Annotated in this window: 14 protein-coding genes and 1 rRNA gene (1 of these 15 only partly in view); all 15 read left to right on the top strand. The window is 45.9% G+C overall.

The annotated features are described in order from the left end of the window. Positions 1-1,724, top strand: a 23S ribosomal RNA gene (locus tag PO771_RS18830); it begins 1,213 nt to the left of the window's first position. A gap of 199 nt (positions 1,725-1,923) precedes the next feature. Then, positions 1,924-3,627 (top strand): methyl-accepting chemotaxis protein, encoded by a 1,704-nt coding sequence (locus tag PO771_RS18825; RefSeq protein ID WP_272561147.1) that lies wholly within the window; start codon positions 1,924-1,926, stop codon positions 3,625-3,627. Between the two features lie 249 nt (positions 3,628-3,876). Continuing rightward, positions 3,877-4,992, top strand: coding sequence for a phosphate ABC transporter substrate-binding protein PstS (gene pstS / locus PO771_RS18820; protein WP_272561146.1), 1,116 nt, complete (start codon positions 3,877-3,879; stop codon positions 4,990-4,992). Positions 4,993-5,071: 79 nt separating this feature from the next. After that, positions 5,072-5,995, top strand: coding sequence for a phosphate ABC transporter permease subunit PstC (gene pstC / locus PO771_RS18815; protein WP_272561145.1), 924 nt, complete (start codon positions 5,072-5,074; stop codon positions 5,993-5,995). Positions 5,996-5,998: 3 nt separating this feature from the next. Further along, positions 5,999-6,877, top strand: coding sequence for a phosphate ABC transporter permease PstA (pstA, locus tag PO771_RS18810; RefSeq protein ID WP_272561144.1), 879 nt, complete (start codon positions 5,999-6,001; stop codon positions 6,875-6,877). Between the two features lie 21 nt (positions 6,878-6,898). Next, entirely contained in the window at positions 6,899-7,648 is a 750-nt protein-coding gene (gene pstB / locus PO771_RS18805; RefSeq protein ID WP_272561142.1) for a phosphate ABC transporter ATP-binding protein PstB, read from the top strand. A gap of 186 nt (positions 7,649-7,834) precedes the next feature. Beyond that, a complete protein-coding gene (locus PO771_RS18800; RefSeq protein WP_272561141.1) occupies positions 7,835-8,290 on the top strand; it encodes a CtsR family transcriptional regulator in 456 nt (151 codons plus the stop codon). Between the two features lie 28 nt (positions 8,291-8,318). Beyond that, positions 8,319-8,843 carry a protein-arginine kinase activator protein McsA gene (locus tag PO771_RS18795; protein WP_272561140.1) on the top strand — a complete coding sequence of 175 codons (525 nt, stop codon included), beginning with the start codon at positions 8,319-8,321 and terminating at the stop codon, positions 8,841-8,843. A 12-nt stretch (positions 8,844-8,855) separates the two neighbouring features. Beyond that, entirely contained in the window at positions 8,856-9,923 is a 1,068-nt protein-coding gene (locus PO771_RS18790; protein ID WP_272561138.1) for a protein-arginine kinase McsB, read from the top strand. Between the two features lie 26 nt (positions 9,924-9,949). Further along, on the top strand, positions 9,950-12,400 hold the full coding sequence (locus tag PO771_RS18785; RefSeq protein ID WP_272561137.1) for an ATP-dependent Clp protease ATP-binding subunit: 2,451 nt from the start codon (positions 9,950-9,952) through the stop codon (positions 12,398-12,400). A 110-nt stretch (positions 12,401-12,510) separates the two neighbouring features. Continuing rightward, complete coding sequence (radA, locus tag PO771_RS18780) at positions 12,511-13,890, top strand: DNA repair protein RadA (protein WP_272561136.1); 1,380 nt, start codon at positions 12,511-12,513, stop codon at positions 13,888-13,890. A 2-nt stretch (positions 13,891-13,892) separates the two neighbouring features. Beyond that, positions 13,893-14,972, top strand: coding sequence for a DNA integrity scanning diadenylate cyclase DisA (disA, locus tag PO771_RS18775; RefSeq protein ID WP_272561135.1), 1,080 nt, complete (start codon positions 13,893-13,895; stop codon positions 14,970-14,972). 101 nt (positions 14,973-15,073) lie between these two features. Next, positions 15,074-15,802: a CDP-diacylglycerol--serine O-phosphatidyltransferase gene (gene pssA, locus PO771_RS18770; RefSeq protein WP_272561134.1), complete on the top strand. Its 729-nt coding sequence runs from the start codon at positions 15,074-15,076 to the stop codon at positions 15,800-15,802. A 164-nt stretch (positions 15,803-15,966) separates the two neighbouring features. After that, positions 15,967-16,446, top strand: a complete 480-nt coding sequence (locus tag PO771_RS18765; RefSeq protein WP_272563218.1) for a CarD family transcriptional regulator — start codon at positions 15,967-15,969, stop codon at positions 16,444-16,446. 180 nt (positions 16,447-16,626) lie between these two features. Beyond that, the gene (locus tag PO771_RS18760; RefSeq protein WP_272561133.1) at positions 16,627-17,721 is read left to right on the top strand and encodes a PIN/TRAM domain-containing protein; all 1,095 of its coding nucleotides are present in this window, start codon (positions 16,627-16,629) and stop codon (positions 17,719-17,721) included. The last annotated feature ends 2 nt before the right edge of the window (positions 17,722-17,723 follow it).

Raw genomic sequence — 17,723 nt, 5'->3', positions numbered from 1 at the left:
GCACCGTATGGTGCAGTGGTAGGGGAGCGTTCCTACAGCGGTGAAGTCAGACCGGAAGGACTGGTGGAGCGGTAGGAAGTGAGAATGCCGGTGTAAGTAGCGAAAAGAAAGGTGAGAATCCTTTCCGCCGAAAGCCTAAGGGTTCCTGAGGAAGGCTCGTCCTCTCAGGGTTAGTCGGGACCTAAGCCGAGGCTGAAAAGCGTAGGCGATGGACAACAGGTTGAAATTCCTGTACTACCTCCACTCCGTTTGAGCAACGGGGGGACGCAGGAGGGTAGGGTGAGCAGACTGCTGGTTATGTCTGTCCAAGCAGTGAGGCGTGTGTATAGGCAAATCCGTACACTGTAACGCCAGGCTGTGATGGCGAGCGAATTAAAGTAGCGAAGTCCCTGATCTCACACTGCCAAGAAAAGCCTCTAGCGAGGAGTGAGGTACCCGTACCGCAAACCGACACAGGTAGGCGAGGAGAGAATCCTAAGGCGCGCGAGAAAACTCTTGCTAAGGAACTCGGCAAAATGACCCCGTAACTTCGGGAGAAGGGGTGCCCCGGTAGCGTGTCAAAGCGCGAGGGGGCCGCAGTGAAAAGGCCCAAGCGACTGTTTAGCAAAAACACAGGTCTCTGCGAAGCCGCAAGGCGAAGTATAGGGGCTGACGCCTGCCCGGTGCTGGAAGGTTAAGGGGAAAGGTTAGCCGCAAGGCGAAGCTTTGAACCGAAGCCCCAGTAAACGGCGGCCGTAACTATAACGGTCCTAAGGTAGCGAAATTCCTTGTCGGGTAAGTTCCGACCCGCACGAAAGGCGTAACGACTTGGGCACTGTCTCGGCAAGAGACTCGGTGAAATCATACTACCTGTGAAGATGCAGGTTACCCGCGACAAGACGGAAAGACCCCATGGAGCTTTACTGCAGCCTGATATTGAATGCTGGTATTGTTTGTACAGGATAGGTGGGAGCCGTTGAATCCGGACCGTCAGGTTCGGGGGAGGCGTCCTTGGGATACCACCCTGACAATGCTGGCCTTCTCACTTGCATCCCTTACCGGGATGAAGGACCGTGTCAGGCGGGCAGTTTGACTGGGGCGGTCGCCTCCTAAAAGGTAACGGAGGCGCCCAAAGGTTCCCTCAGAATGGTTGGAAATCATTCGCAGAGTGTAAAGGCACAAGGGAGCTTGACTGCGAGACCTACAAGTCGAGCAGGGACGAAAGTCGGGCTTAGTGATCCGGTGGTTCCGCATGGAAGGGCCATCGCTCAACGGATAAAAGCTACCCTGGGGATAACAGGCTTATCTCCCCCAAGAGTCCACATCGACGGGGAGGTTTGGCACCTCGATGTCGGCTCATCGCATCCTGGAGCTGAAGTAGGTTCCAAGGGTTGGGCTGTTCGCCCATTAAAGCGGTACGCGAGCTGGGTTCAGAACGTCGTGAGACAGTTCGGTCCCTATCTGTCGTGGGCGCAGGAAATTTGAGAGGAGCTGTCCTTAGTACGAGAGGACCGGGATGGACGCACCGCTGGTGCACCAGTTGTTCCGCCAGGAGCACAGCTGGGTAGCTATGTGCGGACGGGATAAGCGCTGAAAGCATCTAAGCGTGAAGCCCCCCTCAAGATGAGATTTCCCACAGCATAAGCTGGTAAGACCCCTTATAGATGATGAGGTAGATAGGTTCGAGGTGGAAGTGCAGCAATGTACGGAGCTGACGAATACTAATCGGTCGAGGGCTTAACCAATACAACTTACGTTACGTTTCGATTCAGTTTTGAAGGTGTATAAAAAGGGGATCGATTCTCTATTAAGAGAATTGATCCCCTTTTTTTGTTTATATATTTTTATTCGTCCGTGTGTGTTTTTCTTTTTTTTGTGCAGTTATTTTTTGGATCTTATGTTAAAATTCTATTTGGTTTATAAAAACAGTGGAGAGTGTGTAAAATGAACTGGACGATTACGAAAAAACTGATAGGCGGTTTTTCATTAGTTTTAATCCTTTTAGTTAGTATTAGTACAATTTCCGTGACAAAAATGACAGGGATGGGGAGTAAAGTTGATGAAATCAATTCTACATGGTTCCCTGCTTCCGTGCTTGTACATGATATGAAAATCGATTTTATTAATATAGACCGACTTTCTTTGCGGCTCATGTTAGAGAGTAACCCGGAGGAAAGGGGAAAGTTGGTAACCAGAATACAGGATAGCCTTGAAAAATTAAAAAAGGAACAGGAACAGTATGAAAAGGATTTCTTGACAGATCCGGAAGAAAAAAAGTTATATGATGGTTTAAAAGAAAAAGAGGTGGTTTACTTCAATACTCTTTCCACACTTACTCAGGCTGCTCAGGAGAATAAGTTTGATGAAGTGAATTCCATTATAAAGTCTTCGCGGCCCTATTTTGATGAGGCAAATCAAAAGCTAGAGGAATTAGCAGATGTAAATAGCAAGGGAGCTGACCTTGCTACGGATATAGCGGCTAATTTATATCACTCAGGCAAGACGCTGGTTATTACATTGAGCATATGTGCGATAATAGTGGGTGTTATCATAAGCATTCTGATCTCACGTATGATTTCTAATCCTATTAAGCAAATAGCGATACAGCTACGCCGGATTGCTGAGGGGGATCTAACCGGAGAAAAGATTGTCGTCAAAACCAAAGATGAAATTAAGGATTTAGCGGATGACTTTAATAAAATGAGTGACAGACTGCGTGTGATTGTATATAAAGTGTCTCAAAATGCGGAACAAGTATCAGCTATGACGGAAGAAATGTCTGCAAATGTAGAACATGCAAGCAAAGCTACGGAGCAGATTTCGCTTGCCATGCAGGAAGTTTCTTCTGGCTCTGATAAGCAGGTGGCAACTGTTGTGCAATCCACAAAGGTAGTGGAAGAAAACTCTAAAGGAATGGGGCAAGCTGTATGTAGCATTCAAACCGTTGCAGATTGTTCAAGTGTGGCAACAGAGCAAGCTCTTCAAGGAAATGAAGTAGTGAGTTATACAACCAAACAAATGAATGTCGTTCAAGAAAAAGTTCAGACTACGGCTATTGTTATTGAATCACTTGGCCAAAAGTCACATGAAATTGGAAAAATTATCGAATTGATTACACAGATCGCAAGCCAGACAAACCTGCTAGCATTGAATGCAGCGATTGAAGCAGCACGGGCGGGGGAACATGGAAAAGGATTTTCTATCGTAGCAGATGAAGTGCGTAAATTAGCCGAGGAGTCTAACCATTCAGCAGAAAGCATTCAAGCCCTCATTGGGGATATTCAGAACGAATCACATCGAGCTATTCAGGCTATGCAGGAAGGTCTTACTGCGGTGCAAGAAGGCCTTACGCTTGTTGATCAAACAGGAGAAGCTTTCCGAGGTATCTCAAATTCTATCGAGAAAGTATCTGTCCATTCCCAACAGGTTACTTCTGTAATCAAGCAAGTAAACACTAGTTCGCAAACGATGGTTCAAATGATGGGCGATATTGCTCAAATATCCGAGGTATCAGCAGAAAGTACACAAAACATCGCAGCTTCTGTTGAAGAACAAAATGCTTCCATTGAAGAAATCGTATCGGCTTCTACTGTTCTTGCTAAGACAGCTGAAGAACTTCGCGATGCCATACATATTTTTAAAGTATAGGATTGTATAATCAAGTCTTAATTAAAAATTTACAAAAAACGTAAGCCCTTAGAAATAAGGGTTTTTTTCTTGTGGAAAACAGCTATTTTGTTTGTTTATTTACTATGTAAATGCTTTGTAAAGATAGATTAAAGATAGAGTTAAATGCCTTGTTCCACCCCCATAAAGTGCTTTACTATGAATGTCGAGCGAGACACCAAAAAAACTAGTAGAGCTCATCTACTAAAACTACTAAGGGGGATTCTTGCAGTGTTAAAAAAATTAGGGGTATTAGCAGCTACAGGTATGATCATGACAGCTCTTACTGGCTGTGGTTCTAGTAGTAACGATCTTACAACAAATAAAGACACGGCGAAACCAGGTAGTGAGAAAGCAGCTAGCGGAGACGCTGGACTTTTAAATGGAGCAGGTTCTACATTTGTAAATCCGTTGTTCTCTAAAATGTTCAGCGAATATTCCAAAGAACATTCGGATGTAAAAGTAAACTATCAGTCTATCGGTTCTGGCGGTGGTATCAAACAACTTACTGCTAAAACAGTTGACTTCGCAGCTTCTGATGCTCCAATGAAGGAAGATGAGTTGAAAGCAGCAGGCGGTAACGTACTTCATATCCCGGTAACACTTGGTGGTGTAGCGATCGCTTACAACCTTGAAGGTGTGAAAGACCTGAAGTTGACTCCTGAAAACATTGCAGACATCTATAATGGCAAGATCAAAAAATGGAACGATCCAAAAATCGCTGCGGACAATAAAGGCGTAGCACTTCCAGCAACTGATATCTTCCCGGTACACCGTTCTGACGGTTCCGGTACTACACATATCGTAACAACATATTTAAACACAGCTGTGCCAGCAAAATGGACGAAAGAGCAGACAGGTAAATCTGTTAAATGGGCAAACGTAGGCACAGGAGCAAAAGGTAATGAAGGTGTAGCAGGTCAAGTACAAAATACACCAGGTTCGATCGGCTATGTCGAGCTGGCGTACGTAATTCAAAACAACATGACAGCGGCGAGTATCAAAAACAAAGATGGTCAGTTCGTAGCTCCAACTCTTGAAACAGTAACATCGGCAGCGAAAGGCGCACTGACAACGATTCCAGCAGATCTGAAAGTGAAACTGAGCAATCAGCCAGGTAAAGACAGCTATCCAATCGTAGGTACGACATGGGTACTTGTTCCAGAAAACCTGACAATGGACAAAACAAAAGCAGAAAAAATGCTGACTATGCTTAAATGGGCTGTAACAGACGGTCAGAAATATGCAAGTGAACTGAACTACGCTCCGATGCCGAAAGAACTGCAAGATAAAGGCGTAGAAGCACTGAAAAAAGTAAAAGTAAACGGCGAAGCTGTACTGAAATAAAAAAGAAAGTAGAGGAGAGCGTGCAAAAAACTCGGAATGAGTTTTTTGCCGCTTTTTTCAAGGAAGAGGAGTGTATCTCTTGAAGAGACGATATGGAGACCAGGTGTTTAAGGCTGTTGCATATGTTTTTGGATGTTCCATCATTGCAATGCTAGGTATTATGCTGTGGGAGATGTTTCGCGGTTCTAGTTTTGCGATTGACAAGTACGGACCGAGCTTTCTTTTCAGCAAAGCATGGGATCCGGTAGCAGAAGAATTCGGGGCATGGCCCTTCATTTATGGCACAATCGTATCGTCCCTCCTTGCCCTTGCAATTGCGACACCGATTAGTGTAGGGATTGCGATTTTCCTGGTAGAAATCGCGCCAAAGTGGTTCCGTGATGTGATTGGCTTTTTGATTGAACTTCTGGCGGCTATTCCGTCGATTGTATATGGTTTGTGGGGGATTTTCGTTTTATCCCCAATTATTCGTGAATATATAGCTCCGCTGTTTATTAACACACTGGGTACATTCATTCCATTTTTCCGCGGTCCATCCTTCGGGGTAGGGATTTTTACAGCGGGTGTTATTCTAGCGATTATGATCATCCCGACGATCGCTTCGATCTCACGGGAGGTACTGATGGTTGTACCAGAGTCGCAGCGCGAAGCAGCGCTGGCACTTGGGGCTACCAAATGGGAAATGATTCGCAAAGCTGTTCTCACCTATTCTCGTTCCGGTATTCTCGGTGCGATGATTATCGGATTAGGACGTGCGATTGGCGAAACAATGTCTGTCACTATGGTTATCGGAAATCGACCGGAAATTCCGGATTCTATATTTGACCCTGCCTATACAATGGCAAGCGTCATCGCTAACGAGTTTAATGAAGCATCGTCGAACTTATACTTATCTACTCTCATTGAGATTGGCTTCCTTCTGTTCGCGGTTACGCTGCTCGTCAACATTTTTGCGAAATTCCTCGTGTGGACGACTTCGCGAGGCGTACAGGAGGCAAAGTAATCGATGGAGAGTGTATTAAAAAGCAGCAATAACGTAGGATTCGAGAAATCCAACATTCGTCTCGGCCGCCGTCAGACCAAAAGCAAAGTGATGGTTGGGCTGACGATCCTTAGTATGATACTGGCGCTTACACCGCTGTTTAGCATTTTAGGGTATGTGCTGGTCAAAGGGATATCTGCCCTGAATTTTGACTTCTTCACTGAACTACCAGCTCCTCCAGGCGAGGTTGGTGGTGGGATGGCCAATGGTATTGTCGGTACATTCATTTTGCTTGGTCTTGCGTCTGTCATTGGTATTCCAGTCGGTTTAATGTCCGGAATCTTTCTGTCTGAATATGGACGCAATCGTTTTGGGAAATTTGTATCTTTCTTAACGGATATTATGCTCGGCGTTCCATCCATTGTCGTCGGGATTGTCGTTTATGGGCTTGTTGTCCTGATGATGGGTGGGTTCTCGGCTTACGCAGGTGGTGTGGCCCTGGCATTCATTATGATTCCAGCCGTTACCCGGACAACCGAAGAGATGTTGAAACTAGTACCAAACCATATGCGAGAAGCCGGTCTTGCACTTGGGATTCCACAGTGGCGTGTTATTATGAAAATCATTTTGCCAACAGCCCTGCGTGGGATTATTACCGGCGTCATGCTCGCGATTGCGCGTGTGGCTGGTGAGACAGCACCGCTTCTGTTTACAGCGTTCGGCAATATGTACTGGAATCATTCATTGAATCAGCCGATCGCGTCCATGCCTGTTCTAATCTTCAACTATGCGATCTCGCCGTATGCGGAGTGGCAAGCACAAGCATGGGCAGGTGCACTGACGCTGATCTTGATGGTAATCCTGTTGAACGTAACAGCGCGTGTGATTACGCGGAAGCGATAAAAAACCGAGGTGGAGAGCGCAATGATCGAAGCGAAAAACTTGAACTTGTGGTATGGGAATTTTCACGCCATTAAAAATATCAATATGACGCTGGAAAAAAATAAAGTAACAGCTTTTATTGGACCGTCCGGCTGTGGGAAATCAACGTTCTTACGTGCGATTAATCGGATGCATGAGGTAATTGAAGGCGCACGTGTAGATGGAGAACTCTTGCTAGAAGGCCAGGATATTTATGCATCTGACCTCGATCCTGTGACCGTACGTCAGCAGGTCGGTATGGTATTCCAGAAACCGAACCCATTTCCGACCATGTCGATTTATGAGAATGTGGCCGCAGGATTACGTATCAATGGCTTCCGCAACAAAAAGAAGATGGATGAGATTGTTGAGCGTTGCCTTACGCAAGCAGGTCTCTGGGATGAAGTAAAAGATCGTCTGAATAAAAATGCGATGGGTCTCTCTGGTGGTCAACAGCAGCGTCTGTGTATTGCACGTACGCTAGCAGTAGAGCCGGAAGTCGTTCTAATGGATGAACCGACATCCGCACTTGATCCGATCTCAACACAGAAAGTGGAAGAATTGCTGTATGAGCTGAAAAAGAAATACACGATTGTTATCGTGACGCACAACATGCAGCAGGCAGCGCGTGTGTCTGATCGCACGGCGTTCTTTCTCTTAGGTGAGATGATCGAGTACGATGAAACCGAAACAATTTTTACAAATCCGCAGGATAAGCGCACAGAAGATTACATCTCTGGCCGCTTTGGATAAGGAAGAGAAATCGAACGCCCCCAGTTCAGGCTGGTGAGGCGTTTTCTTTTTGCATAAATACAAGAATAGAAAGAGTTTTTTCCGTCGAGAATACAGAGGTATGGACTTGTTGCATTTTAGTATCGACATGATTATAATTAAAGTCAAAGAAAGTCAAAGTCAACAAAATGGTAAGGAGGTGCAGGCATGCGGAACATATCCGACATCATTGAACAACATTTAAAGCGGATTTTACAGCAGAGCAATGGTGCGGTAGAGATCCAGCGAGGTGAGCTGGCTGACAGGTTCCAGTGTGTACCATCCCAGATTAATTACGTGATCAGTACTCGATTCACCGTCGAGAAAGGGTATATGGTAGAAAGCAAGCGGGGCGGTGGGGGATATATTCGGATTCGTAAAGTTGAGATTCTGGATAACCAGCTCTTTTATCAGCTTTTGTTCGAAACCATTGGAGATAGCATCACAGCAGCTGCCTGCGACAACATTATCGTGAGACTTATGGAAGAACGGATTATTACGCCTAAAGAGATGAGTCTAATGAAAGCAGCTACGGGACGTGTGTTAACATCGATTCCTGTATCGCTTCGAGACTGCATACGTGCAGATCTTTTGAAAAACATGCTTACTGCGATTTTTCTATAATATATATACAGTCAGGAGGACGCCGTCTATGATTTGTCAGGAATGTCATCAACGACCGGCAACCCTTCACTTCACCAAAATTATTAATGGTGAGAAAACGCAGCTTCATATTTGTGAAGTGTGTGCACAGGAGAAGGGTCATATGTTCCCAGGTGGAATGAGTGATTTTTCGATTCATCACTTACTTTCTGGTCTGTTAAACCAATCGGGAAGCAATACGGTTTCCTTCCAACAGGCTGATCAGGAGAAGCCGCTCCGCTGTGATACATGCGGGATGACCTATCCACAGTTCAGCAAAAGTGGAAGGTTTGGTTGCAGTGATTGTTATGAAGCATTTGCTGAACGGCTTGATCCACTTTTTCGCCGGGTGCATGGAAATACTCGTCACAGCGGCAAGGTTCCTGAACGTTCCGGGGGTACGATTAAACTCAAAAAAGAAATGGATCAGTTGAAATACGAGCTTCGAATGTGCATTGAACAGGAAGAATTCGAAAGAGCGGCACAGCTGCGTGATCGAATACGCGAGCTTGAGCAGCAAATCGCACATTTGTAGGAGGGAAATCGCATGTCTTTCCAGAACTTTATAACAAATGCGGTAAGTGAGTGGATGAATGGGAATGGTGAAGATGCCGATATTGCTATTAGCAGCCGTGTTCGACTGGCTCGCAATATACAGGAATATCCGTTCCCGATTCTCGCAACTGACAGCCAGCTCGAGCAAATTACCGCTGCTGTCAGACAGGTAATGGAAGATGAAGATTTGAAGCGTCAGGGGCCGTTTGAGTTTATTCGAATGGATGAGTTGACTAGTCTTCAGAAACGTGTGTTGATGGAGAAGCATCTGATTAGCCCGAGTTTGATGGCTGATTCACGCGGGGGCGCTGTGCTTCTCAGTGAGAATGAGGCATTCAGCATCATGGTGAATGAGGAAGATCATCTTAGAATTCAATGCCTGTTTTCTGGTCTGCAGCTTCAGAAAGCATGGGAAGCAGCGAACCAAGTGGACGATATATTTGAGAAGCACGTGAACTTTGCGTTTGATGAGCGTCGGGGCTACCTGACGAGCTGTCCAACAAACGTTGGGACCGGTATTCGGGCATCGGTTATGATGCACCTGCCTGGACTCGTACTGACCAACCAGATTAACCGGATTTTATCTGCTATTGCGCAGGTAGGTCTAGTTGTACGAGGGGTGTATGGAGAAGGCAGTGAGGCGTCCGGCAACCTGTTTCAGATTTCTAACCAGATTACGCTCGGTCAGTCTGAAGAAGAAATCATTGAGAATTTGACCAGCGTAGCCCGTCAGATTATTGAACAGGAGCGTGCGGCTCGCAAGCATTTGATGCAGAATCGACGTCTTCCCTTAGAGGATCGACTCTGCCGCTCATATGGGGTCCTGACAAATGCCCGGATTATTGAATCTGACGAAGCATCTGAGAAGCTTTCGGATGTGAGATTAGGCATTGATCTAGGGATTATCCGCAATATTCCGCTTTCGGTCATGAATGAGCTGACAATTATGGTCCAGCCGGGTTTTCTCCAGCAATATGCGGGCCAACAGCTTGACTCAGACTCGCGGGATGAACGTCGGGCCCGTTTAATACGTGAACGTTTGCAAGCTGCAATGGAATAATATGAAATATACGGAGGTGTTTGTGTATGATGTTTGGTCGTTTTACAGAAAGAGCACAAAAAGTCCTTGCCCTTGCGCAAGAAGAAGCGGTTCGCCTGGGTCACAAAAACATCGGGACTGAACACATTCTGTTAGGTTTGATTCGTGAAGGAGACGGCATTGCTGCAAAAGCACTGCAAGCACTTGGCCTTGGACTGGATAAAATTCAGGGCGAGGTAGAATCTTTGATTGGACGTGGCGGCGAGCAGCCGAGCAATATTAATTACACACCGCGTGCGAAGAAAGTGATCGAGCTTTCGATGGATGAAGCACGCAAGCTAGGCCACACGTATGTAGGAACTGAGCATATTTTGCTTGGCCTGATTCGTGAAGGAGAAGGTGTGGCAGCCCGTGTGCTGAACAACCTTGGAGTGAGCCTGAACAAGGCGCGCCAGCAGGTTCTTCAACTGCTAGGAAGCAGTGAAGCGATGTCTTCGCATCAGCAGGCATCAAGCAATGCGGCTGTAAATACACCGACGCTTGATGGCCTGGCGCGTGACCTGACAGCAGTTGCTCGCGATGGCGGACTTGATCCGGTAATCGGTCGAGCCAAAGAAATCGAGCGCGTGATTCAAGTGCTAAGCCGTCGTACGAAGAACAATCCGGTTCTGATCGGGGAGCCGGGTGTTGGGAAAACAGCCGTTGCCGAAGGTTTGGCACAGCGTATTATTAACAATGAAATTCCCGAAACGCTCCGTAACAAGCGTGTCATGACGCTTGATATGGGAACGGTTGTTGCCGGTACAAAATATCGCGGGGAGTTTGAAGACCGTCTCAAAAAAATCATGGATGAAATCCGTCAGGCGGGTAATATCATCCTGTTTATCGATGAGCTGCACACACTGATTGGAGCAGGTGGAGCTGAAGGGGCGATTGATGCCTCTAACATTTTGAAACCATCACTTGCTCGTGGAGAGCTGCAGTGCATCGGTGCCACTACACTTGATGAATACCGAAAATATATCGAGAAAGACGCAGCACTTGAGCGCCGTTTCCAGCCGATTCAAGTAAATGAGCCATCGCCGGAAGAAGCAGTCCAGATTTTGTTCGGGCTGCGTGATCGTTATGAAGCGCATCACCGTGTAAAAATTACAGATGAAGCGATCAGCCAGGCAGTACATTTGTCAGATCGCTACATCTCGGATCGATTCTTGCCGGATAAAGCGATTGACTTAATTGATGAAGCGGCATCTAAAGTTCGCTTGCAGTCGTACACCATTCCGCCGAATCTCAAAGAGCTTGAGCAAAAGCTTGAAGAAGTTCGCAAGGAAAAAGACGCGGCTGTTCAAAGTCAGGAATTCGAAAAAGCGGCTTCCATGCGTGATAAAGAGCAGAAACTTCGTGAAGAATTAGATCGTACGAAGAACGAATGGCAGGAGAAACAGGGCCAGACTGATTCGGAAGTAACGCCGGAAGATATCGCATCTGTCGTAGCGAGCTGGACGGGTATCCCGGTTGTGAAGCTGAAAGAAGAAGAAACCGAACGCCTTCTCAAAATGGAAGAGATCCTGCATGAGCGTGTAATTGGTCAGGAAGATGCGGTGAAATCAATCTCTCGTGCGATCCGCCGTGCTCGTGCGGGCCTGAAAGATCCGAAGCGTCCGATTGGTTCCTTTATTTTCCTCGGACCGACAGGTGTTGGGAAGACCGAACTTGCTCGTGCGCTAGCAGAAGCGCTGTTTGGAGCAGAAGATGCGATTATCCGTATTGATATGTCCGAGTACATGGAGAAGCATTCTACCTCTCGCCTCGTAGGTGCACCTCCAGGATATGTCGGTTTTGACGAGGGCGGACAGCTGACAGAAAAAGTTCGTCGCAAGCCATATTCGGTTGTGTTGCTTGACGAGATCGAAAAAGCGCATCCAGAAGTGTTCAATATTTTGCTTCAAGTACTGGAAGATGGCCGTTTAACTGATTCGAAAGGACGCACGGTTGACTTCCGCAATACAGTCATTATTATGACATCGAACGTCGGAGCCGATATGATTAAGAAGAACTCTTCACTTGGCTTTACGACGCCGAACAGTTCGAAAAACTATGATGATATGAAAGATCGTGTTCTTAGTGAGTTGAAGCGTAGTTTCCGTCCAGAGTTTATTAACCGGATTGATGAGCTGATCGTGTTCCACTCACTAGAAGAAACACACATCACAGAGATTGCGCTGCTGATGACAGAAGCGCTTCGCAAGCGATTGAAAGAGCAGGATATTGACTTTGTTCTGACAGATGAGGCGAAGAGTTTTCTTGCAAAAGCAGGGTTTGATCCGGCCTTTGGTGCACGTCCGCTTCGTCGGGCGATTCAGCGCCATATTGAAGACCGACTCTCGGAAGAATTGCTTACGGGCAACATTCAGAAAGGTAGTGTTGTGAAGATTGATGTGAAGGATAATGACTTGACCTTCACCACACAGGAAGCTGGGGAATCGGTGTCGAACTAGAGATTAGAGAAACAATCAGGCTCTCCTGGGAAAGCGATGCTTTACTCGGGAGGGCTTTTTTTGCACAATGGAGAAGGAGAATTTATGAAGTAGAAAGAAGAGAAACGGGAATGGCTAAATATAAATCGAAATATGTATGTCAAGAGTGCGGATATGAATCGCCTAAATGGATGGGAAAATGTCCGGGCTGTGCTAGTTGGAACACACTGGTAGAAGAAATTATAGAAAAACCGAAAGCAGGAACAGCGGGTGCTCGCCATGGCGGACTTGCCGCTGGTTCATCTAAAATGGCCTCCATTACGACGATTGTTGGGGAGGACGAACCACGCCTGGATACAAATATGAGTGAATTAAACCGGGTATTGGGGGGCGGTGTTGTACCGGGATCACTTGTGCTTGTAGGAGGGGACCCTGGAATCGGCAAATCAACGCTTCTTCTACAGACGTCACAAGAGCTAGCGAGTAATGGTCACACGGTGTTGTATATCTCTGGTGAGGAGTCAGCTAAGCAAATCAAACTGCGAGCAGAACGACTTGGTGCGAATAGTGCCCAGCTGTATGTATTAGCGGAGACCGATTTGTTTTTGTTAGAGCAGCAGATCACCCAGTTGAACCCGGCTGTTGTGATTATGGATTCGATTCAAACTATTTTTCATCCAGATGTTACATCTGCACCGGGAAGTGTAGCACAGGTGCGCGAGTGTACGGCTCACCTAATGCGCCTGGCAAAAACAAAGGATATCGCCATTATGATCGTCGGCCACGTTACGAAGCAGGGAGCGATTGCAGGACCGCGCCTATTAGAGCACATGGTAGACTCTGTTCTGTATTTTGAAGGGGAGCGTCACAATACATACCGTATTCTGCGTGCGGTGAAAAACCGCTTCGGATCGACGAATGAGATCGGTATTTTTGAGATGGCGGAAAAAGGATTGGCGGAAGTAACCAATCCATCTGAAATGTTTTTATCGGAGCGCTCACTAGGTGTAGCAGGTTCAACGGTTGTTGCTAGTATGGAAGGCACGCGCCCTGTTCTTGTCGAGATGCAGGCGCTCGTTACACCGACCGGTTTTGCTACTCCACGTCGCATGGCCACCGGAGTTGACCACAATCGCATTGCGATGATCATGGCGGTTCTTGAGAAGCGTGTCGGGCTGCTGCTTCAAAACCAGGATGCCTATGTAAATGTTGCGGGTGGCGTGCGCCTGGATGAACCGGCGATTGACCTCGCTGTAGCCGTCAGTCTAGCATCAAGCTTTCGTGACAAGCAGACGAATCCGTATGATGTCGTAATTGGAGAAATAGGCTTGACTGGGGAAGTGCGTGGTGTCTCCCGTATTGAACAGCGGGTGAAGGAAGCGCAAAAACTAGGATTTAAACGTGTAATCATTCCCGCGAAAAATAGCACAGGTTGGGAGTATCCGACAGGCATTGAAATTGTCGGGGTGCATACTGTATCAGAAGCACTGCGGGAAACACTGGGAGGATAAGCATGGCAGCAGACAACAAACGTGAACAGTTTATAAGTGAAGTTCTACGCTTCGTTTCTCCTGGAGCACCATTGCGAGACGGGTTAGAGAATGTTTTGCGAGCGAAAACGGGAGCCCTTATTGTAATTGGCCATACACCAGCTATCCGGGATATTGTAGATGGAGGATTCTCCATTAACTGTGATTTAACATCGGCACACTTATATGAGCTCGCTAAAATGGATGGAGCTATTATTGTAAGTGATGATGTGAAAAAAATTCTATATGCAAATACGCAGCTCATTCCCGATTCATCTATCCCGTCTACGGAGACCGGAACCCGCCATCGTACAGCGGAGCGGGTCGCGAGACAAACTGGACAGCTAGTTATCTCGATTTCGCAGCGTCGGAATGTTATTACGTTGTACCGTGGACCGTATCGGTATGCGCTTAAAGATATTGGAGTTATCTTGACCAAGGCAAATCAGGCTATTCAAACACTCGAAAAATATAAGTCTGTATTGGATCAGGCACTGACGAATCTTGGTGCGCTCGAGTTTGAAGAACTCGTTACTTTGCATGAAGTCGCACTTGTTGTACAACGCATTGAGATGGTGATGCGAATAAAAACCGAAATTCTCAAATATATTAATGAATTAGGAACGGAAGGCCGTCTGATCAGTATGCAGATGGAAGAACTTGTATCCAAAATTGAAGACGATGCTTATTTACTCATAAAGGACTATTGTCGTTTAGGAGAAGAGGTAGACCCGGATGATGTGCTTAATCAGCTGCACAAGTTATCGGCTGATGATCTGCTTGAGCCGATTAATGTCCTCAAAGTACTTGGGTACTCACCGGTGCCTAATCTTCATGATGAACCTGTATTCCCGCGCGGGTATCGTATTTTGAGCAAGATTCCACGGCTGCCAGCATCTATTGTGGCCAACTTGATTGAAGAATTCGCTGGTTTGCCGCAGGTGATGATGGCAACGATTGAAGAACTTGATGAGGTAGAAGGAATTGGAGAGGTACGGGCACGTGCCATTAAGGAAGGACTCAAACGGATTCAGGAGCAAGTATTTATTGACAGGCATATTTAGTGCGTCATACAATAAGATAATTGCTCAGGGGTTACAAAAAATCCCTAAGTAGAGAGAGGGAGTCCGTAGTGCATGCGGACCGGGGAGGTATAAAGAGCAAAATGATAGCCAAGGCAATTCCGAACATGTTTACAATCGGTAATTTGTTTTTGGGCGTTGTGGCGATGTTGTTTGCTTTTCAAGGGGACCCTCAGTACATGAACTATGCGGCGATTATGGTTATTGTCGGGATGGTGCTCGATGGACTAGATGGTCGCCTGGCACGCATGTTGAATGCGCAGAGTGAATTTGGCAAAGAACTTGACTCATTGTCTGATATTGTGACTTTTGGCGTTGCACCCGCGCTTATTATGTATGTAGTGATTTTGCAGGATATGGGATGGATTGGTATTGTGCTGACCGGACTTTTTCCGGCGTGCGGAGCACTGCGTCTTGCACGTTTCAACTCGGCAACAGGTGGAAATACCGGTTATTTTGTGGGGCTGCCCATCACGGCAGCAGGTGGTGTGCTAGCGACTATGGCGCTGTACCATAATGCATTTCCACCGATTTATTTGGCGCTTAGCATGTTTGGTTTAGCATATCTGATGATTAGTAATATTAAATATCCAAACTTCAAGAAAGTGGGTATTCCACGTTCTGCTTTTTGGGTGACACCCATTATTGTTGGTGCTGTAGCGGTGACAGCCTGGAGGTTCCCGCAGCAGTTTCCTATGGTAATTTTCGTCCCACTTGTGCTTTATGCTTTGTATGGCGTGAAGAAGAGCATAGATCGCATGGTGCGTAAACGCCGTCATCAAGAATCAGAGGAAGAAATGTTTCATTCTTGAATTAGCTCGTAAAAAGATCGGGATGTTTCCGATCTTTTTTTATATTATCGGGATAGTTGTAGTTGACAGTGTTCTTTTTTATGTGTTATGATAATAAAATTTAATTGACAAAAAATTCTTTATGTGATACCTTGGAAATGGATACTCTGTTGGGGGTGGATTTGTTGTTTCAAATTGGCGACAAAATTGTTTATCCGATGCACGGTGCAGGTGTTATTGAAGCCATTGAAGAGAAAGAAATCCTAGGAGAAAAGCAGCAGTATTATATCATGAAGATGCCTGTAGGGAATATGCAGGTCATGATCCCGATGGGGAAGGTATCGAATCTTGGTATTCGTGAAGTCATCGACATGCCAGCTTTGGAACATGTTCTTCAGATTCTGCGAACTGATGAGATAGATGTATCCACGAACTGGAACCGCAGATTCCGCAAGAACATGGAAAAGATGCGTACAGGTGACATCTATGAAGTAGCGGATGTAGTTCGTGATTTGATGCGCCGTGACAGGGAGAAGGGGCTTTCGACCGGCGAGCGCAAAATGCTGGATAATGCCCGGCAGATTTTGCTCAGTGAACTCGTGCTTGTCAAGGATATTGATGAAGAACAGGCGACAACCTTACTTGAGCAGGTTATGAATAGTTAGAGGGGAAAAGCTTCTCTAAGAGAAGCTTTTTGTTTTTTTTCGGAACTTTTATGAAAGTGGTTTCGTATAAACAGAATGATTTGTCAAACAAAGACTTCTTTTGTCGTTTTTGATTTAGGCCGTTTTTTCTGTGAGAGTTATGACTATAATGAGATATGAGTCAATTAAGGAGGTGAAAGTGTGGTCAAACGAATAATTCAGCTGTTCTTCTTGCTGGTGGGTGCCGGCCTTGGGTATCAATTTGGTCCACGGTTTCTTTCTTTTCTAGAATCATACGCGCACATGGGCAGTATTCCTGGAACAGAATATATTGGTGCGGTACTAGGAGCCGTTTTGTTTGCTGTACTTATGTCATGGCCAACGGAGTATATTGTCCGTACGATTAAACGCAGCGAAGAAACATTGATCAAGTTGCCGATTACGGACGTTTTATTTGGAGCTATGGGGCTAATTATTGGACTTATTGTTGCTTTTTTACTTTTTCTCCCTATTAATAGCATACCGATTCCGATTGTCGCTAAATTACTTCCGCTACTGGTGTCTGTTTTATGCGGCTATATCGGGTTTCAGGTCGGTCTGCGCAAACGAGATGAGATTATGTCTGTATTCTCAAGCAACCGTTCAAAAGGTGAGAAGAAAAAAGATGAGAAGCAAGAATCCGATGGAACGGAATATAAAATTTTGGATACAAGCGTAATCATTGATGGGCGTATTGCAGACATTTGCAAAACTGGATTCATTGAAGGTGCGCTTGTTATTCCAGAGTTTGTTCTGGAAGAACTGCAGCATATCGCAGATTCATCTGATGCACTTAAACGCAACCGTGGGCGTCGCGGATTAGACATTTTGAACAAAATCCAGAAAGAGCTTAAAGTGAAGGTTATTATTACGGACCGGGATTTTGAAGAGATTAGTGAGGTAGATAGCAAGCTTGTTAAGCTGGCTAAAGTAATGAAAGGTAAAGTTGTGACCAACGACTTTAATCTCAATAAAGTATGTGAACTCCAGGGTGTTTCTGTCCTGAATATTAATGACCTTGCCAATGCGGTGAAGCCGGTTGTTCTTCCGGGTGAAGAACTTCATGTGCAGGTCATTAAAGATGGAAAAGAGAACGGGCAGGGTGTTGCCTACCTCGATGATGGTACGATGATTGTTGTGGAAGGCGGCCGGGAATATATCGGTTCTATGATTGATGTTATTGTAACGAGCGTACTCCAAACATCGGCAGGACGCATGATTTTTGCAAAGCCTAAATTGTTGGAAAAAGCGTTGTAAGA

The sequence above is a fragment of the Aneurinibacillus uraniidurans genome (assembly GCF_028471905.1).
In the GTDB taxonomy this organism is placed as follows: domain Bacteria; phylum Bacillota; class Bacilli; order Aneurinibacillales; family Aneurinibacillaceae; genus Aneurinibacillus; species Aneurinibacillus uraniidurans.
Note: the sequence above shows the minus strand (reverse complement) of the source record. Positions and strands in the feature narration are given on the sequence as shown.

Excerpts from the sequence above, each read along its gene's own strand:
- PO771_RS18800 (WP_272561141.1), top strand. The coding sequence starts at position 7,835 with ATGCGGAACATATCCGACATCATTGAACAACATTTAAAGCGGATTTTA.
- pssA (WP_272561134.1), top strand. The coding sequence starts at position 15,074 with ATGATAGCCAAGGCAATTCCGAACATGTTTACAATCGGTAATTTGTTT.
- PO771_RS18790 (WP_272561138.1), top strand. The coding sequence starts at position 8,856 with ATGTCTTTCCAGAACTTTATAACAAATGCGGTAAGTGAGTGGATGAAT.
- PO771_RS18795 (WP_272561140.1), top strand. The coding sequence starts at position 8,319 with ATGATTTGTCAGGAATGTCATCAACGACCGGCAACCCTTCACTTCACC.
- PO771_RS18785 (WP_272561137.1), top strand. The coding sequence starts at position 9,950 with ATGATGTTTGGTCGTTTTACAGAAAGAGCACAAAAAGTCCTTGCCCTT.
- pstA (WP_272561144.1), top strand. The coding sequence starts at position 5,999 with ATGGAGAGTGTATTAAAAAGCAGCAATAACGTAGGATTCGAGAAATCC.
- disA (WP_272561135.1), top strand. The coding sequence starts at position 13,893 with ATGGCAGCAGACAACAAACGTGAACAGTTTATAAGTGAAGTTCTACGC.
- pstB (WP_272561142.1), top strand. The coding sequence starts at position 6,899 with ATGATCGAAGCGAAAAACTTGAACTTGTGGTATGGGAATTTTCACGCC.
- radA (WP_272561136.1), top strand. The coding sequence starts at position 12,511 with ATGGCTAAATATAAATCGAAATATGTATGTCAAGAGTGCGGATATGAA.
- PO771_RS18825 (WP_272561147.1), top strand. The coding sequence starts at position 1,924 with ATGAACTGGACGATTACGAAAAAACTGATAGGCGGTTTTTCATTAGTT.